Genomic DNA, 25166 nt, shown 5'->3' with positions numbered 1-25166 from the left:
TTTACAAAACCTACGGTGCAGACATTATTTTTTGTGATGCTGGTTACATATTTGTTAATAGAGATGGGTGCGTTGTGACCAATAAAATTTATTAATAATCAGTGGGGTTTAGATATTTATATCTATAGGAGCTAAAAGATATATTGCAAAAGTTGCGTACTACTATTGGGTGAATAGTAGTACGCAAGATGAGCTAGTATCAAAGTCTTAAATTGATAGAGTTAGACGCCTAAATAGAGTAATTATCCAGCGAGTAAATTATTATCATCTATCATTTTTTGTAATAGTTCAGCATCTGTTGTTGTACTTGCATCGTTACTATAAAGTGCATCTTTGTCTACGTTTTCTAACGTGATCTCTTGGCTAATATCTTCGCCATTTTCTTTAATATGTAATGTTACTGAACCGTTATTCTCCGTGATATCAATAAAGTTATCAGCAGATATTCCATCTGTAACGTTATTTAAAATAGCGCGTAAATCAATGTTGTCACTATTGGCTGTGACATCGAAATCTACAATGGTATCTTGTGCCGGACTAGAGCTAGTTCCTTGATCTTCGGCTTTGAATACAAAGCGATCATTACCGCTACCGCCCGTCATGTTATCGTTATTGGCAGTACCAATGATCACATCATCATTTGCAGTGCCGATAAGCGAATTATCATTTTTATCCGTGATACTAACGTCGATGGTTTGCGTGACACCTGCAGCCGTTTGTCCATCCAGAGTTGAAATTGGCTCAATAGAAAGAGAGAAATCTTGCTCACTATTAGCAGTCATCGTCAGATCGGCAATTTCGTCAAATGCGACTTCCCAACCATTTCCTTTCGCTTGGCCTGCTGAGAATGCGAAATCACTAGGGTAACCTGTGATAATAATACTCCCTTGCTCATTAGGCGCAGGATTAAACATTGATAGCTCAAGATTTAGCGCAATCGTCGTTTCGGTTTTAGCTATAACGCTGTTGTACTGAAGATTAAGCTCTGGCGCATCAGGCATAGGTGCAAGAGTTAAACTGATATTCTTCTCAACAGTTTGACCATAATGCGTAATTTCTGAGCCTAAAATAGTATCGGTATCAATACTGCTGGCTTTGAGTGTGATAGTAATGTCGCCAAAAGCATCACCGCTAAATAGGGTTAATTGGTCTAAGGTAGTGCTATTTACTATTGCAGTCGCAAGCCATATATCACCACTTTTAATGATACTTATCTCTTGATCACCGATTTGAATTTTATCTAGGCCTGCTAACTGAGTTTGCTCAACTGCACTAAAGATCACTTCTAAAAATAATGTTTCATTACTATTAGTTTCGGTACTTTCAATATCGACTGGAATCGTGAAGCTTTCACCTTCATCGCCCGATAGGCTCTCTGGTACACCAATAAATTGAATATCATCACCAATAGGATTGACGCCAATAATAACTTCAGAGGTCGATGTTATTATTTCCGTTGTACCAATTTCATTCGTGATCGCATCCAACTTCAATGTGATATCACCACTGAAATCTGTGGGTGGACGAATATAGATACTATCGGCTTGCGCAATATCAAAGCTCCATGATTTTCCAGTATTAGGCAATTGGATAAAGGTCGTGCCACCGTCTGGTGAATAGAACATCACGGCACCATTAGGAACGCCGGATAGATTCAGTGAAATGGTTTCAGAGCCGTCATCATCGTATAAGATTGCGCCTAATCCAACGATATGAATGTAGCCATCTTCATCACCTTGCTCGGTGATGGTATTCGGCATGGTGGCGATATCAGTCACAGGCTCAACGTTAATAATCACAGAAGAGGTTTTGGTCTGAGTATCCGTTTGCGATGATGAATCGGATTTATCGGTGATGTTGGTATCAACAGTAATGGTTAAATCGCCGCTGTAGTTATGAGGCGGCTTTAAAAGCAATTCGTCTAAACGACTTGGATCCAGTACTTGCCAACTACCATCGGGGTTCTGGGCTACTATCGCAGGATCGCCAATCAATTCACCACCAGGTGCTAAGGTGATTGTCATCCAGTTGATGGTTTCTTTACCAGTCGCAGAAGTACCTTCACCCGTGATGGTTTGTCCGTTACTTACACTATCGCCTAACAGCACCGTTAAGTTAATTGCGGTTGCGGTATCTTCTATAATACTGGTGGTATCTGTTGTTGTAATGATGTTATCAACAACCGGAACAACGTCAATTTTGATATGTTGTGTGGTGGTGGATTTTGTACCATTACAGGTAGAGGTTTGAGTGATCGTGATCGGAATATCTAAAGATCCAGCCCAAGCTTCATCTAATCCAATGAATGTCATATTGGAAAGACCATTTTCTGTGATGGTGTAACCAATAATTTCACCCGCATCGTTATATTCGGTAATGATACCGCTAAAGTCGGGAGTATTTTTGTTACTTATAATTTCAACATTGTCAGGTAAGTCATTAACGTCAATAAAAAAGGAGAGGGCGATTTCTGGGTTATTATCAATATCGCCATTTAGTAGACCTGATGAATTAATATCTTCGCCTTCTTTAGCAATAATCATATCACCTTGAATTTTATCTGGCGCTTCGGTCGGAGGACATGAACCTCCACCTCCTGTTTTACCTGTGATCTGGATCTGAACGGGTGCTTCTAAAAAGCGAGAATCGTTGCCGTCAACCACACGAGCTTTAACCACAAGATCAATCACCTCTGTATTAAAGCTAGCGCTTACGGTTGCTCCAGCTAACAGATCTTGCATTGCTTCTTTAATACTATCGCTGGTGAGACCTGTAGCTGGAATAATCCAATTACCACTACCGTCAATATGGGCACCGTTAGGGTGATCGATGATGAGATTAATTCCAACAGGTACTTCGATCACGATGTAATCTAGATATTCTGAGCCATCAAGATCTTCATCGATAAAGTGAACCGCATTGGTTAAATCAATAGGGCTACCATCGTTACTACTTAGCAGATCTTCTGTAGATTCTAAGCGTGTATCGGTTTCAACGACCCCAGCAACATCAACTTGGATAGTTGCATTGATGTTTTCACTCGCGGTTTGTCCAGAAGTTGACGTGTCAGTGACTTCATAGCTGATGGATATATCAAAAATGCCACTGAGATCTTCATCTGCAAGAATGGTCACGCGACCACTGTTAATAAATTCAGCCCATGATTGGTTGCCTTTATAGTTAGCAAGATCGAGCCCATTAGCAGGAATAACAACTTCTACACCATCAATAAACAGGGTTAACCCATCTGGTAAATCGGTGATTTTATAACCTGTCAGCGTTTCACTGTTGTCGCTATCTTTTCTGATGGTCGGCTCAACTAAAAATGAGATAGGTTGATCTTCAAAACCAGTGGATTGCAAACCATCTGTCTCATTGTTTTTATTTTTCTCATCAACAAGGGGTAATACTTCAATATCCACCTTGTAGTTAAATTCACCACTCGCACCGTCGGGCTCGGTAGAAATTACAATAACATCAAATGTTAAGTTGCCACTCATGTCTTCAGGGGTGGATAAATACGTCGATGTTAATTGATCGGATGTGATCCGATAGATCAGCCCAGTTGAAGCATCCTTACCGACAATTTCAAGGTTTAAAGGCTTGCCATGAAAATCGATAAACTTCACACCGTCAGGCAAGTTGGTGATTAATATCGTTATCTCTTCTGATTTATCGTTATCACTGGTGGTAATTAAAAAATCGAGCGGTAATGGCTTATCTTCATCAAAACCATTAATGCCTTTGAGCGTGCCCTTAAAGCCAGTGGTGTTATCTGTGCTACTAGCAATGTATTGCCAATGCCCATTACCGCCGTCTGTAATGTCTGGGCGGTCAATGGTGCCTTTTAAGTTAATGGAAATAGTCTTTGTCGCACCCTCTGTACTGGTAGCAGAGGTGAGTCCGTTAATAGCGGCTTCAGTAGATATAGCCGTTACTTCAATAGTGAGTTTTTCAGTGTGTGAACTGATATCAGCTTTTGGATGAAGCTGTGCTTGACCATTTTCAATATATTCTGCACTCACAATATAGATGCCAGATCCGGCAGGCTCTTCTACCGCATCGCCACCTTGAATTGACCAACCATCTTGCACTTTAATTCGGTAACTTAGGCTTTCAGAACCATCGTTATCAGTTAATTTACCAATAATGGCCTTACTGAGATCAATAGGCTGATCTTCATGGCCTTTAAGGTTTTTAACCGAGAGTTTTGGCGCATCCGCTTCAGGAATAATATTTACTGTGACAAGACGTTGCGATTCTTCTGTTCGATCGGTACTTTTATCAAGGAACTGATTGCCTTTTTCTGTGCTGAGCGCAGTAATGGTGAAGGTAAATGTGCCTGCTGAGTGTTTATCAGAAAATATCTTCACATCATTAATTTGATCAGCGTTAATGATTTTGCCGTCGCTAATGATGGTGTTACCTAGTTTGAGTGTAATGCCGTCTGGGATCCCTGAAATTCGGTATTTAAGGGTTTCTGAACCATCGGTGTCTTGTAGATCCGCCGCAACATTGAGTTGAATGCCATTACTATCATCTTCGACTGCGGTGTACTCGTAATCTTTAGCCTCGTCCCAAATCGCGGCATCAGCATCAGGTAGCACCTTGATAGTGAGATCTTTGGTCAGTGTTTTATCTTGGTTATTGGTTGATATCGTCGCTGTTATTTTAAGCACAACTGTATCTTGTTGATTAACCGCAGTATTTGATGCTGGCTGGTAAGTGAGGGCGCCATTTGGCTTATAAAAATCACCTTCACTAATAAAGTCGCTAAGGGTAATTACGCCATTTGTTGCCGTTAGCAAATTGCCATCTAAATACAGCTGTCCACCCGCTAATGAGCTTTCACTGATTGTGATAGTGCTAAGTGATTCATTCTGGTCAATATCACCAAGGAATACTTGAATCGTGAGTGGGTTACTCATACTGTCTTCAAGTGTCTGCTCTGCATTCACCTCAATACGACCAGGATCATCTGCAAATGATAGTTTCTTGGTTCTTACCGCAGTGTCACCATCGCTGTCTTTAACGGTGTAGCTGAACTCATCACTAATCTCGCCACTACTTTCCTTAGTGGCAATCGTCTTAATGATGACAGTGCCATCTGCATTAACAGCGATAGTGCCATATTTAGTGTGTGGGTCCGTTTGAGTATTTATTAAATCAATTGGATTACCGTCTGCTGGATACTCTTTGCCACGATACTTGATACTGACGACCTCACCACCATCAGCACCAGTAACGCCTCTAGATAATAGGCGTAGTGTCTTATCAACACCTTCAAAAACAGCAAGTTGTTCATCAGGACCTGCAACAGGGATATCGTCAGTAACTGTCACTTCAAAAGGAGTGGTGGCTGACACATCACCATCTACGTCTGTGGCAATGGCGCCAAACTCTAAATTAAGCACACCTTGACTTGATGATGACGGACGGTCAATCGCTTCGAAAAGCTCAAATTGCACGGTACCATCTAGATTGACTTTAATACGGAAAATATCATTACCGTTTGCTGTTGCGTTATACCAACCGTTCGCATCTGCTGCGCTAAGTGTGATGTTTTCACCACCACTGGTATAGTTTTGACTATTAAACTGCGCAGTATCTAGCTGCACTGAAGCAAGCTCATCACTGCTTTGGTTAAAGCTGAGTGTTGGTGCTGACGTGGTTGATGCATCAACGGCTAAATTATCATCCAGTAAGTCATTTTCGTGCACGTTAAGGTTACTGTTGACGGTAATGCTCGGCACTAAGCCATCTAAAATACTCACCGTTACGTTTGATGTGCTCGAGCTGCCATCACTGTCTTTCGCTTCAACGGGCAGTAATAAATTAAGTTCGGTATCGTTGCCATTGGTATGGTCGATAGACTCATTAAGCGTCACTGTGATTGTTGCATTTGCTGCACTACCCGATGGAACTGCACCAATATCTGATAAATGAACAGAAAAGATCACTGTGCCATCAGGTAATGATGCGTTATAGGTGTTACTGCCATCAAATTGCCAAGTTAATGCTTGTCCTTGGTAGGTGATGTTATTGCCATCACTACTTTTTACCGTACCCGATAAAACAAGATTTAAATCGACGATAGGATCTTGTCCTGCGGTTACTGTGATTGTCGCGTCTGCTTGGTTTGAACTACCTGCTGGTGAAGAAGCACTCATCGGCGTTTCTGATATTTCTATTGACGTTTTATTAATAACAGGGGCAATACCATCAACAATGACAACATCGATAGCCGTTTGGTTAATATCTCCGTCGTTGTCTTTAATAAAGACCGGAATAGAAATAGTTAATTCATCGTTTACGCTGGTTTGATCCAGTGCCTGATGCAGGGTAAAAACATAGTCAACGGTTGAGTTTGCTTCTGCATCTGGGCGAGAAGATAAGCTTATTTCAAAGACTTTACCTGAGCTTGTTCTTGCTTCAATAGTTTGATTATCATTAGAGATCACATAAGAAATCGCTTTTCCACCACTGGTTAAACCGGTTGGTAGTTGGCTTAAATCAAAATACAGCGGACTTTGCTCTGTGGTGCCATTTAAACCATCACTACCAATGGTGACGGTGATCGTGCCTGTTTGTTGCAATGGTTGATTAGGTTGATTAGGTTGATTTGACGGATTAGATAGATCCGTTTCTTTAAACTCTAATTGCCCAGATGCGGCTAATACTGGATTCGCGCCATCTTCGATAACCCAATCAAATTTCCCTGTTGGAGTAGCAGTACCATCACTGTCAACGGCATCAATAAACAGAGGTAGGGTGATAGCATCAGCTAAACCTTGTTGATTGAGAGGGAAGTGTTGTACCAAGGTGACAGTACCCGTCGCGTTATCGCCTGAGGCGGTTGCCGATAAACTCAAGGTAAAAATAGTATCGCCACCCGCTTTGGCGGTGATTGTTTTACCATCCATGCTGACGGTGTAACTAAGCGATGATGTTGAGATACCAGAATACAAATTTAGTGCTTCAAGTGCCGTTATTGTCTGGGAATTAAATGTTAGGCTACTTGGATCAGGATTATCTGCTCCAGCTTGTACAGTAAACTCACCCTTGTAGGTAGCGCTTCCAGCTGAAATCACACTTTCAACCGTCTTTGCATTATCATCGAGTATGACATTGGCAAGACCATCTTTAACTGAAATTGTAAGGCTTGCATTGTTCTCGTATTGATCTTTATCTGAAGCGACGTAATCAATGAAAAGGTTGATATCACCTTGGCTATGATTAAGATTGCGATTGGCGGTAAATGTCCATTCGCCATCACTATTGATGGTGAACTTTCCTTCAGGAAGATCAAAGGAAACCGATGTGTTATTCAGTGCCTTTGTCTCTCCATTAATAGTGATACTTTTAACGAAAAGAGAAGCATCGACATCCACATCATTGGTTAGCACATTACCTGTAACAACGTTGCCTTCAATAACGTCACTCGTATCATCGACAATCTCAGGTGCGGCATCTTGAATATTGATCTCGATTGGCATGATGACAGTTTCACTCGTACCATCATTATCCGTTTGAATACCGTCAATGAAGATCACTGTTTCAGTATTAGGGTTGCCGGGGGAGTGATCAATGGCAGCACTTAATGTTGTTTTTACTGTTTGAGTGCTAGGGTCAATAACCGCAGTGAGTACGGTTGTGGTGGCTGTTTGTACGGTTAGCGTTAAGCCGTCAGCAGAAATAGTAACGGTAACGTCTTTACCATTAGAAGTTAACTGTTCTAAAGCACTCTGCGCTGCGCCGAAAGTAAATTCGGCGAATTCAATATTAATCGTTGAGCTTGATTCAATTGAAGATTCCGTTTCAAGCGCTTTTTCAGAGAAAGTCATATCGCTAGAGTTAGCGAATGTGGGCATATCGTCACTGGCAGTATTACCTGCAGCGTCTGTAACTGTGGCGATCATCTGCCAAGTTTGCTGTGGATCTAATTGATATAATTCAATGTTATCTATACGCCAATTGCCTGAGTTATCTACTGATGTTGTCAGAGATACAGTATCTACTCCGTCACTAAAGGTAACGGTTATCTTATCGCCAGCTTGGGTACCTGTTGTTGAACCTTGCAAGTAAGGTACTTGACCATTTTTTAATGCCGAGACATTTAAGCCTCCTTGCTGGTAACTGCTTGTATCAATATCAATAGTAAGTACTGACGTATCTTTGATGATGGTATTGCTTGTTTCTTTAGTATTACCTGCGATATCAATCACTTCTGTGGTAACGGTTAACTCGCCTTCAGAAAAAGCTGATAAATCAACATCATCAATTTGCCATGCACCATTGATAACCGAAGTGGACAGGGTGAGAGTTTTACTATTGTTATCCGTTACTTTTACTGTGACTGGTTGATTATCTTCAACAAAATCAACGTCACCAAACAGAGTGGTTTTAGCATCGATTTCAGCTTTATTTAAAAAGCTATCGCCATTAGCTTCAAAGTTCGACGTGATTTCAGCAAGGGTATCTTTGGTAATGGTATCAGTGGCCGAGGTTGTATTACCTGCAATATCGGTCGCTGTGGTCGTAACGGTGAGTTGACCTTCAGCGAGTGTCGTGAGATCGGCGTCATTTACTGTCCACTTTCCGTTATTTACCGTCGTGGTATAAATTTTTTCAGTACCATTGCTATCTGTGATGGTAATAGAAACGGTTTGTCCGTCTTCTATATTTTCAACAGCGCCAAATAAATTGGTTATGGGGGTTTCAACGGCGTTGAGATACGTATCGCCTTTACCATCAACGCTGGTCGTAATATTTGCCGCAGTATCTTTGATGATAGTGTTGGTAGCAGAGGCTGGGTTGCCCGCAATATCAGTAGTTTCAGCGAGAACGGTTATTTCACCGTCTGTTAAATTGGTTAAGTCGGCATTGTTAACTGTCCATTTACCTGCGCTGATAGTGCTTGCAAAGGTTTTCTCTAAGCCTTGGCTGTCAGTGACGGTAATAGTCACGGTTTGTCCATCTTCAATATTGGCGATAGTGCCAAACAGCTCAGTCGTTGAGATTTCGGCTTGATTAAGGAAGCGATCACCGTTGCCTTCAAAATCCGCCGTAATAGTCGCTAAGGTATCTTTGATGATGGTGTCTGTGGCTGATACTTGGTTACCTGCAAGATCAACAGTAGCAGCGATGACAGTGAGCTCACCTTCGCTAAGTCCTGTTAAGTCAGCATTATCAACTGTCCAATTACCATTAATGACGGTGGTGGTATAGATTTTTTCTAATCCGTTACTATCGGTGATGGTAATGGTAATGAACTGTCCATCTTCGACATTTTCGATCTTACCCAATAAATTGGTAACTGGAATTTCAACGCGGTTGAGGTACTCATCGCCTTTACCATCAAAATCGGCGCTAATACCAGTGAATGTGTCTTTGGTAATAGTGTTGGAAGCAGACGATGTGTTACCAGCAAGATCAACTGTTTCAGCATTGACTGTCAGTTCACCTTCAGCGAAATCGGTTAAGTCGGCATCTTCTATTGTCCATTTGCCATCAATCACAGTGGTTTCGAACGACTTTTCTAGGCCGTTACTATCGGTGACTTTAATTGCAACGGTTTGACCATCTTCAACATTGGATACCGAGCCAAAAAGATCGGTCACAGAGATTTCATCACGATTAAGATACTCATCCCCCTTACCATCAAAGTTAGCCGTAATGGTAGAAAGGGTATCTTTGATAATGGTGTTGGTAGTCGACGCTGGGTTGCCTGCAACATCAATAACTTCAGCAGTAACGGTTAACTCGCCCTCTGCAAGTGCAGATAAATCAACATCATCAATTTGCCATGCACCGCTTATGACTGTAGTGGTCAGGGTGATAGTTTTACTATTGCTATCTGTTACTTTGACTGTGACTGGTTGATTGTCTTCAACAAAATCAACGTCACCAAACAGGGTGGTTTTAGCGTCGATTTCGGCTTTATTTAAAAAGCTATCGCCATTAGCTTCAAAGTTCGCTGTAATTTCAGCAAGGGTATCTTTGATAATGGTGTTAGTGGCCGATGTTGTATTACCTGCAATATCGGTGGCTGTGGTCGTAACGGTGAGTTGACCTTCAGCAAGCGATGTTAGATCTGCGTCATTTACTGTCCATTTACCATTATTAACAGTGGCGGTGTAAATTTTCTCGGCACCGCTGCTATCTGCGATAGCAATAGTCACTGTTTGTCCGTCTTCTATATTTTCAACAGCGCCAAATAAATCGGTTATGGGTGTTTCAACGGCGTTGAGGTACGCATCGCCTTTACCATCAACGCTGGTCGTAATATTTGCCGCAGTATCTTTGATAATAGTGTTGGTAGCAGAGGCTGGGTTACCCGCAATATCGGTAGTTTCAGCGAGAACGGTTAGTTCACCGTCTGCTAAATCGGTTAAGTCGGCCTTACTAACTGTCCATTTCCCTGTGCTAACAGTGCTTTCAAAGGTTTTCTCTAAGCCTTGGCTGTCAGTGACGGTAATAGTAACGGTTTGTCCATCTTCAATATTAGCGATACTACCAAACAGCTCAGTCGTTGAGACTTCGGCTTGATTGAGGAAGCGATCACCGTTGCCGTCAAAATCAGCCGTAATAGTGGCTAAGGTATCTTTAATAATAGTGCTGGTGGCGGAAGCTGGATTACCCGCTATATCGACAGTTTCAGCCAGAACAGTGAGTTCACCTTCAGCAAGAGAAGAAAGATCAGCATTATTTATTTGCCAAGCAGCAGCATCATTGACGGTTTCAAAACGTAGCGTTTTACCTTGGCTGTCGGTGATGGTGATTGATATTGGTTGATCACTTTCAACAAAATTTATCTCACCTAATAAATCACTATTTGTAATTTCAGATAGGTTTAAGTAATTATCACCTTTACCGTCAATTTTTGCGTTTATTTCAGCAAAGGTATCTTTGATTGTTGTGTCTTTGGCATCAACAACATTGCCGTAGAAGTCAGTAACAGAGGCATAAATAGAAAGCTCACCTTCAGCAAGAGAGCTCAAGTCTTGATGATTAACTATCCATTTTTGATTTTGTACGACTGCACTGGCAGTGAATACTTTGCCGTTAATATCTGTCACAGTAACGATAACTATTCTGCCATCTTCAATATCAATAGCGTCGCCCAGTAGTACCGCAGAAGGTGTTTCAAATCGGCTTTTATAACCATCGTTACCATCAATAATGGAGGCTGATAACGTCGCAGAAGCTTTAAGAGATGGGATAGCATCTGCAACAGATTCATTTTCTGTTTTTTGAATGGATGCTATTGAACGAGTACTAAATCCCGCTTTGGGTAAGGTTTCAGCTAATGTGGCTTTTATCTGAGAAATAAAAGAAGCGCTGTTGCTTGATAATGGCTCTTGGCCAATATTGGTATCAAGAAAAAACTGGGTACGATGCGAAGAGCTCTCGATAACAGGGGCATCATCTTGGTGGGTTTGTGTTTTTAAAATGTCATTGATGTAGGCTCTTTCTTTGATGAAAGGAATCGACTGATCGATAATTTCTGAAGCTGGAATTTGAACCCATTCGCCTGACTCTGTAATTTTCCAGATAATACCTTCAATAACAACATACATCATTGGCTTCATCCTTGACCCCTGTCTTTTTATTCTTCTTGTAAAATCGGTATTTCGATGAAATTTTGTATCATAAAGCTATTGATACAAATATCCATATTAGAGTTAAAAACTTTTTAAAAACATTAAATTAACATAATAGTTTTATCAGTAACTGTTTTTTGTGATCTTAGTTCATGATTTTTCGCTAAAAGGTAATGTGATTGTTATTATGTTGTTCTGTTTTAACAGATATATTAAGAGGGTTCTAAAAGGGAAGTGAAACGAGAGTGGTTCTTAATATACGTACTGCTATCGGTTTAATAGCAGTACGTGAAGATATGATTAAATGTTATTTGCCACTGGCGGGATGAAATTGCTGGCCTTTCATTGTTACTTCTAACTGCGGCGATGCTATATCAATATGATTTTTAATGAATTTGTTCTTAATTCGGCAGTGGAGATCATGGGTTAAGCTTAAGCGATGCCCCGTTTCTGCGGCATAAGCACGCAATTCAAATTGTTGGCAATTAGCGGTTAAACCTAAGAAGAATACTTCAGGTGCTGGATTATCGAGTACCAGTTCACATTCCTCTGCCGCCTCAAATAATAATTGTGTTACTAGCTCAGGATCGGCTTTAAATTTCACATTGATTGAAAGATTGACTCGAGTAATTGCATCGGACAACGACCAGTTAATAAATTGCTCAGTAACAAACGCTTTATTAGGCACGATCACTTCTTTTCTATCCCAGTCTACAATCGTCGTTGCGCGGGTTTTTATTTTCGCGACTACACCCGTGAGCTCACGGATCGTTACCGTATCACCAATACGAATTGGTTTTTCAAACAAGATAATTAAGCCAGAAATAAAGTTGGCAAATATTTCCTGCATACCAAAACCAATACCAACACCAAGGGCTGCGACTAGCCATTGCATCTTGCTCCAGTCAAAACCAATTAATGCCGAGCCAACAATAATCCCGATGAAAATAGCTAAATAGCGAGTAACAGAAGTTATCGCATAACCCGTACCTGGGCTTAAATCAAGATGCTGCAGAATAAGCAGTTCCATAGCACCGGGTAAATCGCGTGCCAAAATAACCGTTAAACCAAAAGCAAATACCGCCAGTAAAACACTTTGTAATGTAATGGTATGTAGCTCTTCAATACCGTTGATGGTATTGGTTACATCCCATAACGTAACACCTTCTAATAGTGACGTTGCTTGATAAAAATCGGAAAACAACCAACTTAAAATAAACAGATAAATCAGTGATAATAGCGAGCGTAATAAACGTAATGATTGAGCACTGATTTTATCTAAGTCTACTTTCGGCTCTTCAATGTCAATGCTGAGATCGTTACTAACGTGGTGTTCGTCTTTCTCTTCCAACATTTCTGCTTGACGCTGAGCAATGATTTCTTGGCGTTTTGCTTTTGCGCGTTCAAATGCTAATCGACGTTTTTGTATTAACATCAATCTTTTTATTAAGAAGTACACCAGTAAGACGACAACACCAATCACGGCACCTTGCTGAATACGTAGCATGATGGTTTGTGATGTGGCTAAGTATCCATTGAGTGCCGCATAGTTGAGTACCTGTGGGGTAATGATGAGTACCCACCAAAAGATATGGTGTCCAATATGGGCTTTTCCTTCAGGCAAATCACCATAGGTCATTGGCATCTTGAGTTTCCACAATCGCCAATGGAAAAAACTGATAGCGATATTAGAAATAATAAAAGCTAATCGTCCAAGGGTAGCCGTTGTATCGAGTTCACTTGTTAGCATAGTGAATTGCTGCAAGATAAGTGCTGGAATAAACACCATCATTAAGCGTCGATAATTATCTAATGCTTTATTCGTAATTTCTTCAGACCAACCAAAGTGACTGATGAAAAGTCCATCTTTGCGGCATAACTCTCGAATGAAAAAGAACACAACCAGTGCATAAGGTAGCGATAGGGCTTGGCCTAAATGGAAAATAAAGGGTAACTGCCAAGCAAGGCTTAAAGTATAACCAACAACAAATATGATCAGAGGGATTGGCCATGCCAGAAGGAAGGCTATCGCAACATTGGTGTAGCTATAACGGAATTTATCTTCAGTGACACGGTTAATTCGTTTGCTGGTTTTTTCTAAATAAAGTACCCAATGCTTTTTGGCAAAATATAGAAATGCAAGCAGTGAAGCAATGACAAATATACTAGCAAACAATGAGTAAGGGCTAATAAAGTGCGGGACTTTAACAAGACCTATCCATTGTGTTGGAGAAAAGAACCATTTGATTTTTTCACCCATTTGCTTGATGACATCAAAGCTGAGTGGGTTAGTATTGGGTGCCCAAAAAAGTAATTTTGCTGATTCATTTTTAATCTTGATCAGCATGCTATTTAGGCGATCGAAAATAACTTTAAGCTTGGCTTGTTGGTAAATTAACGTTTCAGACGCTTTATTAATATCACTATATAGTTTGAGATTATCTTGTATCAGCGCGTGTAAACGATCAATTTGTTGCGGTGATAGATTACTGGTACTGATCTTTTCTTTGTTATTTTTAAGTAAATCAGACTGTTGTTGATAATCATAAAGGCGAATTTGATTACGGGCGACATCACGATTAAGTTTATCAATCGGTGGATTTGACGGTAAACTTTGTAATCGGTTACGAAGGTTCTCACTAATAATTGGGCTTATTTTAAGCCAATCAGCCATGACTCTTAATGCATCTGCTGTTTGTGTGGTTTCAGTAATTTGCTCATTGGTTGTACTAATAGACTGCTGTGTTTGTTCAATATTAGACGTCAGCGCTGCTAGCTCAGAAGACAAATGCTTGTTTAATGTTAACTGCTGTTTAATCACTTCTGGCTGGTTTTGAATATCAGCTTGTAGCTCTTCATTTTGCTCATCATTTTCAGAAACGTTAGAGCGTAAAACACGATTAAGTGTATTTTGTAAGTTATTACGATATGCCTGATGTGCTTCAATTTGTAAGTTTTCATATTGCAGATTTAATTTTGCTAACGCACGACGATTACCTGCACTTAGCTGTTCAGCTTCCAGCATAAATAAATGACTAGTTGTATATTGCTCGGCAATTTGAAGCAGCATGATAGCTTCTGTGTTATTGCCCCGTTGCGCTTGAGTTAGCTCTTTAGTGATACTTTGTTTTTGTGTTCTTAACTTATTGGTTTGGTATGAGAAATCGTCAATACCATGCTCAATTTCAATTAAAATATTGCGGTATGATTGGCGTGCTATCTCTAGTTGGACCAGCTTGGTATCTTGCTCTGCAATTTCTAATGTTAGCTGATCGTGATCCCAGTCGTTAGATGCTGGAAATTCGGTCGCGCTAAAATTCGCTATTTGATCTTGAACTCTTGCCTTATCTTCTGGATAGGAGTTCATTAGCTTTTCATAACTACGTGTTGCTTGATTAAAGTTTTTAGTTTTCTCAAGCTGGTTTTCCGCTGTTTGATAAGCAGAAAGCTGTTTGATTATTTCAGGCGTTTTTTGTTGAGCTTCAAGCTGACTGATCTTGTTGGCAATAAAATGTTCGTTTGATGCGTTCTCTTCAGCAGATAGTGGGGTGGAAATGAGAAAGAATAAGAAGAGATAAAAAAATGAGAAATATCGCATAAAAAACCTGTAATTGAGTACTACGGATGCATAAACAGCAAGGTATATCAGCGTTATGTTACAGTAATTGAAATTGATGAAAAACAATAGATTGGTATGAGAATAGACCTAATTGATATAGAAGTCGGCGAATGAATAAGAGAATGGGAAAATACCTTGACCGATATCGCATAAGTGATTACATTAGCCGCCGTTGAAACGCATAGCGGTTCAGCAACAATGTGGTGAGGTGTCCGAGTGGCTGAAGGAGCACGCCTGGAAAGTGTGTATACGGCAACGTATCGAGGGTTCGAATCCCTCCCTCACCGCCATCTCTTATTTAATAAGAGATTACAATTTTAGGAGAGATGGCTGAGTGGTTGAAAGCACCGGTCTTGAAAACCGGCATACGTTTATAGCGTATCTAGGGTTCAAATCCCTATCTCTCCGCCATATTTAGAAAAAGCCGCTGGTTAATCCTCAGCGGCTTTTTTGCATCTGAAAGAATGAATATATTTTTCTAGACTTATACCCATATTAGAAGGATTCAAATCCTCTAATACCTATAACTTCTCCATCATATTAAAGAAGGCTGCTGAGTTTGACTCAGCAGCCTTTTTAAGTTGGGTCATTTGTATTGTTAAAGCAGGGCAAATTCTCTAAGGAGAATTTAGTACATTTCTTGTTTTCTACATCTTTAAAAAACACTTTGAAACAAAAAATAGCAATCAACCTAATGATAACTATGAGTTAAATAGAATATTATCGCGTAATTTATGAGTGTTTTTTTGCCTATAGCGTAAGAATACTGATTTGTAATTTGATAAAGGATACATTGTGAAGTTCATAAGAACGCTATTAAAAGTAACTCTTGTAATTATTTTAATCTCAATATTAAGTGGCGTGAGTTACTACTTTTACAATGAGAATGAGCAGCGAAAGAAAGATGAGGTTGAGTTAAGTTATGCTACCGATAAAGACTGGGTATGGCATGACTTATATGAACGTATTCAGATTCGTGAGGTAGACGGTAAGAGTATTCTTAGAAAGGTCAATATGAATAAGGGATACGTAATTCATGTTTATAAGAACAAAGATTATAGTCTCAGTGCGTTTGCATTGTTTGTTACGTCATGTAATGCGAATAAGGAAATTGAAACATCCGCTAAATTTTCAGATGGCACACCGAAAAAATTAAAATGTAATGAGAAGGGGGACGGGTTACTGTATTCGGTAAAATGGAATAACAGTGACACAGACTTTACTTGGGAAGAGAATTTAGGTGGTTTTTCACTGAGAGAAAATTTCACATACTGGGATTTCAGCAAACTAGATCAAGAAGTAACTTTGGCGAAAGCTGAGTAAACAGCTAGAAATAAAATAAACAGGACGTTTACTTGTAGAGCATTTTTCATAGAAAAGAAGTGATTCTGTAGTTTTAATCATTTTGGCTAGTAAATGTTTATAGTCGAATTTATCGTTACTTTTTCTAATATTTACTTGTAAAAATAGAGCGAGTTTCTAAATAATTTCTGCTCATATTTGAGTTTGCTTATAGAGTCCTATGGCGTTGGTTTTGTGTCACCCAACAATATTAAAGAAAGCCGCTAAGTTAACCCTCAGCGGCTTTTTTGCGTTTAGCGTAAATGATGACTTATAAACGCGAATTTAGCCAATTAGCTGTTATTTCTAGTAGCTCTTTACTTTGATGTGCCTGTGGATCAAAGACATTAAAGATATGATCACCATCTTTTATGACGACAGCTGTAGCGTCTTTACTGCCTGATGCGGTGATCAGTGTATTCGCATTTTCCCACGGTAAAACGGTATCGTTAGTACCTGAAATCGCTAATAGGGAACCTGTAAATTGCTTCATCAATGTGAGTGATTGCTGGGCTTTTAATTGTTCAAACCATGTTAGGTTTACTTTAAATGGTGAACGCCAATCATATTTAATTAATGCGTAGCCGTTCTGTTTTGCCTCGTCATAGTATTGTTCAAAAAAGGCTTTCATTGGTGCAATGCCATTACCAACAGCAGGAGACCAGACAGCAAGTGATTTAATGTTGGGCTCTTCGATGACCAATAATTGTGAGATTAATGCGCCTTGGCTAAAGCCGATAACCCCAATACGATGCTTATCTATTTTTGGGTTAGCTTGAAGGTAGTTAAAAGCGGTCTGTCCATCGAGAACAGCAGAAGATAAAGAGTATGCTAAGTCAGATGTTTTACTGTCACCACTGCCTGCAAAATCGAGACGAATAGATGCAATACCTAATGCTTCTAATTTTTCACTGAGAGATTTATATAAATTACCCACTTCATCTTTTTGTGTCCCTGTTCCATGGAGCATGATCACTGCAGGTATCTGTTCATCTATTTTCTTATCAGGTACCGAGAAGATAGCTGGAATATCATAGCTGCCATTATGTAGAGAGATTTGCTGAGCGTCGGCAAGGGCCATATTAGAAAAACTTAATAGTAACGAAGGGATGATATATTTTTTAAACATGATTAAAGATTAAAAATGAATGATATATTGGTTATTCTAAATTGATTTAGTTTATCTATCTGACAATAAAGTTAAAAATCAGATGTCTATTACAAATCATGAGTCATAAAAAGCAGAAAGGTCTAGCGCCATCACTAGACCTTTATTGGGTTGAACCCAGTATTGGGCTTATCCCATAAACTTCGTCATAAAGTTGCTGATATTTGAAAGGCTAGCCGCAGCCATTACCACCACAATCAATACACCTGTAACGGTTAGATACATTGGATGCTTGTAATCACCGACGATGTCTTTGCGGCGAGTAGCGGCAAGTACCATGGCTAATACCACTGGCAGAATAATACTGTTAATAAGACCGGCTAACATCAGCAGTAGAATAGGCATGTTCATGGTCACGGTGCCAAGGCTGGTGATGATAATAAAACCCACACACCATGCTTTTTCATTGCGCGCAACCATAGGGAATAGGGTTTTAATTAGCGAGATTGCCATGTAAGAGTTACCAACCACCGAGGTAATTGAAGCAACAAATAACACCAAACCAAAGATAAAATAACCTATGTCACCTGCACCTTGACGGAACGCATCGGCGGCTGGGTTTGAGGTCTCTAATACCGCACCTGTTGCAATCACGCCAAATACTGCTAAGAACAGCAGAATACGAATAACAACAGCGATGGAAATGCCAGCCCATGCTGCTTTTTCAATTACGCTTACGTTTTCTTTACCTTGCAAGCCAACATCAACTAAGCGCTGCGCCCCTGTGTAGTAACCACCGACAGCACCACCAACAATGGTTAACGTTGGCAGTAATAGGTTACTCATATCTGTTGGTATCACTGCCGCTTTTAGTGTTTCACCCATAGGTGGAAGGCTAGTCATTGCCACATAAGCAATCAGCACAATCATAAACAAGCCAAGGTAGCGCGCCATTTGATCCATGCGTTTTGAGGCATTATGAACGACAAACAGTAAACAACCGACAACACCTGTGAACAATGCGCCCCATGTCGTATCGACACCTGTCAGAACATTGATACCTAATGCTGCACCACTGACGTTACCGAAGTTAAACGCCACTGCACCAAGCGCAAGTAGAATACCAACAACATAGCCCATCCCCGGGGTAACACGATTCGCAATGTCTTGGATACGTAAGCCAGATACACCCACAATGCGCCACAAGTTCATCACAATACCGAAGGTGATAAACATGGATGCAAAAACAGGAAATGCCATGTCGATTTTATAGATGTTAGTAAAAACAGCAGTTTGGGTTAAAAATCCCGGACCAACAGAGGTCGTAGCCATTAGGAAAGCTACACTTAAAATTGCTTTGTTTTGCCAAGAAGTGTCTTGAGTACTGGTAGGTGCTGCAGAAGTCATCGTTGTCATGTTGATCTCTAAAATGTTGTCTCTCTCTTTATATAGAAAAAAGAAAGACAACTGACCGAGATCAGCTGACTCAAAGAAAAGAAAAAAAACGTAAAAACAGATAGTTACGAAATGTAATCGTTTGCTTCGACGCGGATATTAGTGACATGAGGTAAAGCTGTCAACGAAAAATTAGAATAAAAATTAGATTTTACTTATTTGTGCGATATTTATTTTCGTAAGGAATGTTTAGTTAGAACTTTTCACTAAGTCAGTTAGATTTTGTCGAAATATTGGAAGCGATAAAGAGAAAGTCGCTGAATGATGATCAGCGACGTTGAGTTTGAAGCGTTAAGATTTTAATGCCAGTACAGTACCGAAGGTAACCAGTCCTACGCCACAGAGTTGGTTTAGTCGTTTCTTCATATTCAATAAACGTGTTTGCAGTGCTTTTGATGTAAATAGGATCGCAACAAGGCTAAACCATAAACAGTGCATCGCAATCATGTAACCACCATATAACAAGGCAATGTGGTTATCGCTTGCGTCTGTCGATACTACTTGGCTAAACACGCTTAAGAAAAACAGCATGGTTTTAGGATTTAACGCGTTACAAAGAAAGCCTTGTGCTAGAAAGTGTTGGCTACTTTTACTCGGCTTAGTTGCACCTTGTAGATCGGTTTTGTTGTCAGAAAAAAAGACTCCTTTTATCCCTAAATAAATTAGATAGGCAGCACCTGCATAGCGAATGGCATTAAATAGCATTTCATTTTGTGAGATAAGGTAACTGATCCCCAATAATGAGTAAGAAATGTGTATGGTGATCGCAAGGCTAATACCGATTGCAGTCCAGATCCCCGCGGAACGTCCGTGATTGAGGCTGTTTTTTAACACTAATACGAAGTCAGCACCGAGACTTATTACAATCAATAATCCCAAGATCGCTAAGCTGATCAGTTCCATTTGTCTCTCCAGCAAGTTTTTTATGGCGATATTGTATGCGTGCGATGGCTATGTTTTAATCGAAAAGAAGTGAAATAACATGTGAGAAAAATTCACAGATGAGACATCTTAAAGCTTTTCATGTATTCGATGTAGCAGCGTCGTGTTCTAGTTTTAGTGAAGCGGCACAGCAATTGAACATTACGCATGGTGCAGTGAGCAAACAGATCAAGACGCTAGAAACGTATTTAGGCGTTGCGCTTTTTTATAAAAAAGGGCGTAACGTCTTTTTAACGCAGGAAGGTGAAAAGTTAAAAGTGTCTACCCGTCAAGTATTTAACGTATTGGAAAACACTGTCAATGCGTTGCGACAGTCAAGGCTTCATACGTTAGAGGTGTCATGTGAGCCAACATTAACCATGCGTTGGTTAATGCCTCGATTAAGTGGCTTTTATGAATCGTCAGGTATTGATGTGCGTTTATCGACAGCTGGTGGTGCTGTGCAATTAGGGATAAATGGCTTATCGCTTGCGATACGTCGTGATGATTTTGAGTGTCATCGTGATTACTACAAAACGTCATTAGTTGAAGAATGGGTGGGGCCCGTTTTCTCGCCCGATTATTGGGAAAAAGTGAAGCACGATCTAGGCAGTATCACGACGATTCATAGTGCAACTCGAGCTAGCGCATGGCAAAACTGGCAGCAAAGGAGCGATACAGCAACTGATTTTACTCACCACTCCCAGCAGACATTTGGTCATTTTTATTTTTGTATTCAAGCGGCTATTGATGGATTAGGAGCTGCAATGGGGTCATATCCTTTTGTTATGGATGATATCAAACGAGGTGTGTTGGTCGCGCCATTTGGTTTTGTGCCGTCGGGGTGTGATTATATTCTGATGAGTGATAAAGCACATTTAGTCGGTGAAGAAAAACAGTTTGCTGATTGGTTAGTGGATAATTTATCGCAGGCTATACCGAAGTGATAAAATGAATAAAGCCGCAATTTAAAACGGCTTTTAGCTATGGCAACGATTTTGTTAGGCTTCACGAGCGATTAGAGTCGATTTCTGATCACCAAGCTGATAGTTATTAATCGCGATAACACGTTTTGTCATACGTGGATGGCTTGATGTAATTTCTTGTAAAAAGCCAAACACGGCAGGCACACCCAGCTCTTGTTGTACAAAACTGTCGTTATTGGTCGCAGTCACCAGTTCGCGGCTTCCAGATGCCAGCGTGATGAGGGCATTAATGCTGGCGGATTTATTATTAATTATTTCAGCAGCAATGCGATCACAGGTCAATTCACACGCACGACTATAAGCTGAACCTAAGAAAGGGATAAACATTGCTGGTTTCATTAATAAGTTAATCCAGAAATTTACGTGACCTGCAGCATGGTGAGCAAGTTCATGAGCAATGACAAAACGCAGTTGATCTTGTTTTTTCTCTTCCCATAATAAATCAACTAAATCGCTAAACAGTAGCGTGTATTTACGAGATAGAAATTTCACCGCTAATGCATTGGTTAAACCATGAGAATTTACAATAAACATTTCAGGCTTTTCTTTCATATCTAGCGCAGTGGCTATTTCGTCAGCCATATTATTTAAGTTTGCATATTGGTTTTTATTAACGTGAACGGCATTACCAAAAATACTAGCTTGAAAGAATTTACTTGATAGCCAAATAAAGAATGCGACTGGAATAAGAAAAATAAGAATACTAAAAAATGTGCCTAGTAATAATCCAACCCAAATTAATCCACCAATAATAATGCATAACATTTTATAAAGATGTTCTTTAGGATGACGTAACGAAGAAACGTTCATTAAATAATTCCTTTTGTCAGTTAATTAAAATGATCAATAGGAAAAATAGTGCAATTAAGAGTAATGACAGGCAAATGTAAGAGTATAAAAGTGCGATGCACATAATGAAAAAATAATGGTATTTCTTTTTGGTATTTCTTTTTGGTATTTCTTGTTGTAACTAGGTGGCTTAATTGTTCTTTTTGTTACTAAGTTAATCTTTTTAAGGCTATATCATGATTGATTCGACTTTTCATCGGGATATGTCACATTAATTATAAAGTCTTGCCATTTATTTTTTATTTTGTTTCTTTATTGAAAATATAAATTTCATCTAATAGATAATAAAAATCAAATAATGAGACCTTTATCAATTTAAAAATTTATCTTTATTATGACGTGATCTTGTTTGTTTTAGATCAAATAAATAAATCATTAAGTAGGTAAAACAATAGTAAAAAGATATTTGATTATTCTTGTGTTATTTACGAAAGCATTTTTTAACAGAGTGTTTTGGTAATTAATATTATTTAAATTAAGGTAAATATTATGAGCAGTGCATTCTATATTCCTACTGTTAACTTTATGGGCGCAGGCTGTTTAACTCAAGCGGCTGATGCGATTAAATCTCACGGCTTTAAAAAAGCACTCATTGTTACCGATAAAGTATTGAACCAAATTGGTGTGGTTACTCAAGTGGCTGTATTGCTCACTGAGCGTGATATTGACTCTGTGGTTTACGACGGCACCCAACCAAACCCAACCATTAAAAACGTTGATGAAGGTTTAGCGTTACTAAAAGAAAACCAATGTGATTTTGTAATTTCATTGGGCGGTGGTTCGCCTCATGACTGCGCGAAAGGTATTGCGCTATTGGCTGCCAACGGTGGTCAAATCGGTGACTACGAAGGTGTTGATCGTTCTGCAAAAGCACAGTTACCTGTGGTTGCGATTAACACCACAGCGGGTACTGCATCGGAGATGACCCGTTTCTGTATCATTACTGATGAAGAGCGTCATATTAAGATGGCGATTGTCGACAAGAACACCACGCCGTTAATGTCAGTCAATGATCCTCAACTTATGTTAGCGAAACCTGCATCACTAACCGCTGCAACAGGGATGGATGCATTAACTCACGCTATCGAAGCGTATGTTTCAACAGCCGCGACACCAATTACTGATGCTGTGGCGATTAAAGCGATTGAGTTAATTCAACAAAACCTACGTACCGCAGTGAAAGAAGGTCAAAACCTTAATGCTCGTGAGCAAATGGCGTATGCGCAGTTCATGGCTGGTATGGCATTTAACAATGCATCACTCGGTTATGTACATGCGATGGCGCACCAGTTAGGCGGTTACTACAATCTTCCTCATGGTGTATGTAATGCGATATTACTACCGCATGTTCAGCGTTATAACGCACAAGTATCATCTGAGCGTTTACGTGATGTTGCTAAGGCTATGGGTGTTGATGTCGAAGGTATGACTGCAGAGCAGGGGGCTAATGCGGCACTTGAAGCGATTGTGGCGCTATCTAAAGATGTTGGCATTCCACTCGGTTTAAAAGAACTGGGTGTGAAAGAAGAAGATATCGCATTATTGGCTGATAATGCATTGAAAGATGCTTGTGGTTTTACTAACCCTAAACAGGCAACCCATGAAGAAATATCTCAGATCTTTATGGCAGCAATGTAAGCTAAAGTAATGAGATAGTAAAAAGGCAATCAGATGATTGCCTTTTTTAATGGTTAACTTTTATACAAGCTTAATTGCGTTAAAGCAGTGGGCTAAACATATAGAAAAAGCGCTCGATAAATTTATTCTTCATGGAACGTTTACTCCATTGTTCACGATCGATTTCGTCGGAATCAGCAATATAACGTTGTTGTAATTGGCTGAGCTCTTGGGTGAAAACGATATTATCGACCGCCATTGTCACTTCAAAATTAAGCCATAAGCTTCGCATATCAAGATTTACAGTGCCAATTAAGCAATGGCTATCATCAATAACTACTGATTTTGTGTGTAACAACCCGCCGTGGAAACGATGGATATGTACTCCAGATTCAAGTAAATCACTAAAGAATGATCGGCTTGCCCATTCCACCATTATCGAATCATTTTTACGCGGAATAACAATATGTACTGCAATACCACGATCAGCTGCTCCTTTCATGGCATGCAGTAAATGTTCACTCGGCACGAAGTAAGGGGTTGTGATAACGACAGATTTTTGTGCTTGGTAAATACTTAGTAGCAACGCTTGGTGAATAATATCATCGGGCATACCTGGCCCTGATGGTATGACTTGTACTGTGTCTTTGTGCGCAGTATCAAAGGTACAGGAAGGCAGTGGGGGTAAAAAGCGTTTCCCTGTTTCTACCTCCCAGTCCCATGCTTGAATACAATTTAAAACCGAGACGGTAGGGCCTGAAATTCGCACCATGACATCGACCCATTGACCCACGCCCGCATCGACTTTAAAGAATGCAGGATCGACTAAGTTCATAGAGCCAGTATAAGCAATATGATCATCTACCACGACAATTTTACGGTGTAGACGTAAATCAAGACGACGGAAGAACATCCTAAACGGTGATACTGCTAGGGCCTCAACTAATTCGATGCCAGCACCACGCATTAACTTAGGCCAATGTGAACGAAAGAAGCGCATACTGCCCGCAGAATCAAGTAACAAGCGGATTCTAACACCACGTTTAGCCGCTTGAATTAAAGCAACGCCCACTTCATCAGCAAGCCCACCAGGATTCCAGATATAAAATTCAAGGTGGATTGAGTGTTGTGCATTATTTATGTCCTTAACCAATGAACGTAAAATTTCTTGTGGCGATGATTGCAAGGAAAGATCATTACCAATAAGCCCAGGTATACCTAAGCGATTTTCACATAAATCACTGATCGGCTTAGCAACAAGGCTCATTTCCTGAGGTTGATGTCCTGGACAATCATTGAGTTGTTTAAACCAATTAGCAAAAGGCAAAAACATTTCACGTGCACGCTCAGCTCGCTTTTTACCAAGATTTAATTCACCAAATAATAAATATGCAATTACCCCACCGATAGGTACGATGTAAATGATCATCATCCACGCTAGTGATACTCCAACTACACGACGTTTAAATACGACGCGAACAGTAACCGATGCGATGAGTAACCAATAGGCGAAAACGCCAATCCACGTTAAGACTTGATAAAATTGTTCCATCAAATGACTTCATTGCTTTAATAATACGTTATAGATATATAGTGCATTGAAAAGTGAAAAAAACCTAGTATTTAGGGTGTTTATTAACAAAAATTGGGTGAGATATCAGTTTTTA

10 protein-coding genes and 2 tRNA genes are annotated in these 25166 nt (G+C 39.9%); 5 read left to right on the top strand and 7 right to left on the bottom strand.

Annotated features, from left to right (window positions below; genetic code table 11):
- Positions 1-242 precede the first annotated feature (242 nt).
- Together C9J46_RS01690 and mscM are read right to left on the bottom strand one after the other, a co-directional pair.
- Positions 243-11591, bottom strand: a complete 11349-nt coding sequence (locus C9J46_RS01690; RefSeq protein WP_233217605.1) for an Ig-like domain-containing protein — start codon at positions 11589-11591, stop codon at positions 243-245.
- A gap of 319 nt (positions 11592-11910) precedes the next feature.
- On the bottom strand, positions 11911-15201 hold the full coding sequence (gene mscM, locus C9J46_RS01685) for a miniconductance mechanosensitive channel MscM (RefSeq protein WP_107290453.1): 3291 nt from the start codon (positions 15199-15201) through the stop codon (positions 11911-11913).
- A gap of 223 nt (positions 15202-15424) precedes the next feature.
- Here mscM and C9J46_RS01680 point away from each other — a divergent pair.
- From C9J46_RS01680 to C9J46_RS01670, 3 genes are all read left to right on the top strand, one after another.
- Positions 15425-15512, top strand: a tRNA-Ser gene (locus tag C9J46_RS01680).
- Between the two features lie 30 nt (positions 15513-15542).
- A tRNA-Ser gene (locus C9J46_RS01675) sits at positions 15543-15633 on the top strand.
- Between the two features lie 384 nt (positions 15634-16017).
- Positions 16018-16545 carry a hypothetical protein gene (locus C9J46_RS01670; RefSeq protein ID WP_107290452.1) on the top strand — a complete coding sequence of 176 codons (528 nt, stop codon included), beginning with the start codon at positions 16018-16020 and terminating at the stop codon, positions 16543-16545.
- A 289-nt stretch (positions 16546-16834) separates the two neighbouring features.
- On the opposite strand, the gene C9J46_RS01665 is transcribed toward C9J46_RS01670, so the two are convergent.
- The 3 genes from C9J46_RS01665 to C9J46_RS01655 form a co-directional block, all read right to left on the bottom strand.
- Positions 16835-17644 (bottom strand): S9 family peptidase, encoded by an 810-nt coding sequence (locus C9J46_RS01665; protein WP_158259262.1) that lies wholly within the window; start codon positions 17642-17644, stop codon positions 16835-16837.
- Positions 17645-17860: 216 nt separating this feature from the next.
- Positions 17861-19087, bottom strand: a complete 1227-nt coding sequence (locus tag C9J46_RS01660) for an NRAMP family divalent metal transporter (RefSeq protein WP_199190623.1) — start codon at positions 19085-19087, stop codon at positions 17861-17863.
- Positions 19088-19417: 330 nt separating this feature from the next.
- Complete coding sequence (locus tag C9J46_RS01655) at positions 19418-20029, bottom strand: LysE family translocator (RefSeq protein ID WP_107290451.1); 612 nt, start codon at positions 20027-20029, stop codon at positions 19418-19420.
- A 98-nt stretch (positions 20030-20127) separates the two neighbouring features.
- Between C9J46_RS01655 and C9J46_RS01650 the strand changes: the two genes are divergently transcribed.
- Positions 20128-20994, top strand: coding sequence for a LysR family transcriptional regulator (locus C9J46_RS01650; RefSeq protein ID WP_107290450.1), 867 nt, complete (start codon positions 20128-20130; stop codon positions 20992-20994).
- A gap of 54 nt (positions 20995-21048) precedes the next feature.
- Here C9J46_RS01650 and C9J46_RS01645 read toward each other — a convergent pair whose 3' ends face one another.
- Positions 21049-21843 (bottom strand): M48 family metallopeptidase, encoded by a 795-nt coding sequence (locus tag C9J46_RS01645; protein WP_107205654.1) that lies wholly within the window; start codon positions 21841-21843, stop codon positions 21049-21051.
- Between the two features lie 528 nt (positions 21844-22371).
- Here C9J46_RS01645 and yiaY point away from each other — a divergent pair.
- Positions 22372-23520 (top strand): L-threonine dehydrogenase, encoded by a 1149-nt coding sequence (yiaY, locus tag C9J46_RS01640; protein WP_107259463.1) that lies wholly within the window; start codon positions 22372-22374, stop codon positions 23518-23520.
- A 79-nt stretch (positions 23521-23599) separates the two neighbouring features.
- Here the strand turns inward: yiaY and cls are convergent, their stop codons facing one another.
- Positions 23600-25051: a cardiolipin synthase gene (cls, locus tag C9J46_RS01635; protein ID WP_107245511.1), complete on the bottom strand. Its 1452-nt coding sequence runs from the start codon at positions 25049-25051 to the stop codon at positions 23600-23602.
- Positions 25052-25166: the final 115 nt, after the last annotated feature.

The sequence above is a fragment of the Photobacterium sp. GB-36 genome (genome assembly GCF_003026135.1).
Taxonomy (GTDB): Bacteria; Pseudomonadota; Gammaproteobacteria; order Enterobacterales; family Vibrionaceae; genus Photobacterium.
Note: the sequence above shows the minus strand (reverse complement) of the source record. Positions and strands in the feature narration are given on the sequence as shown.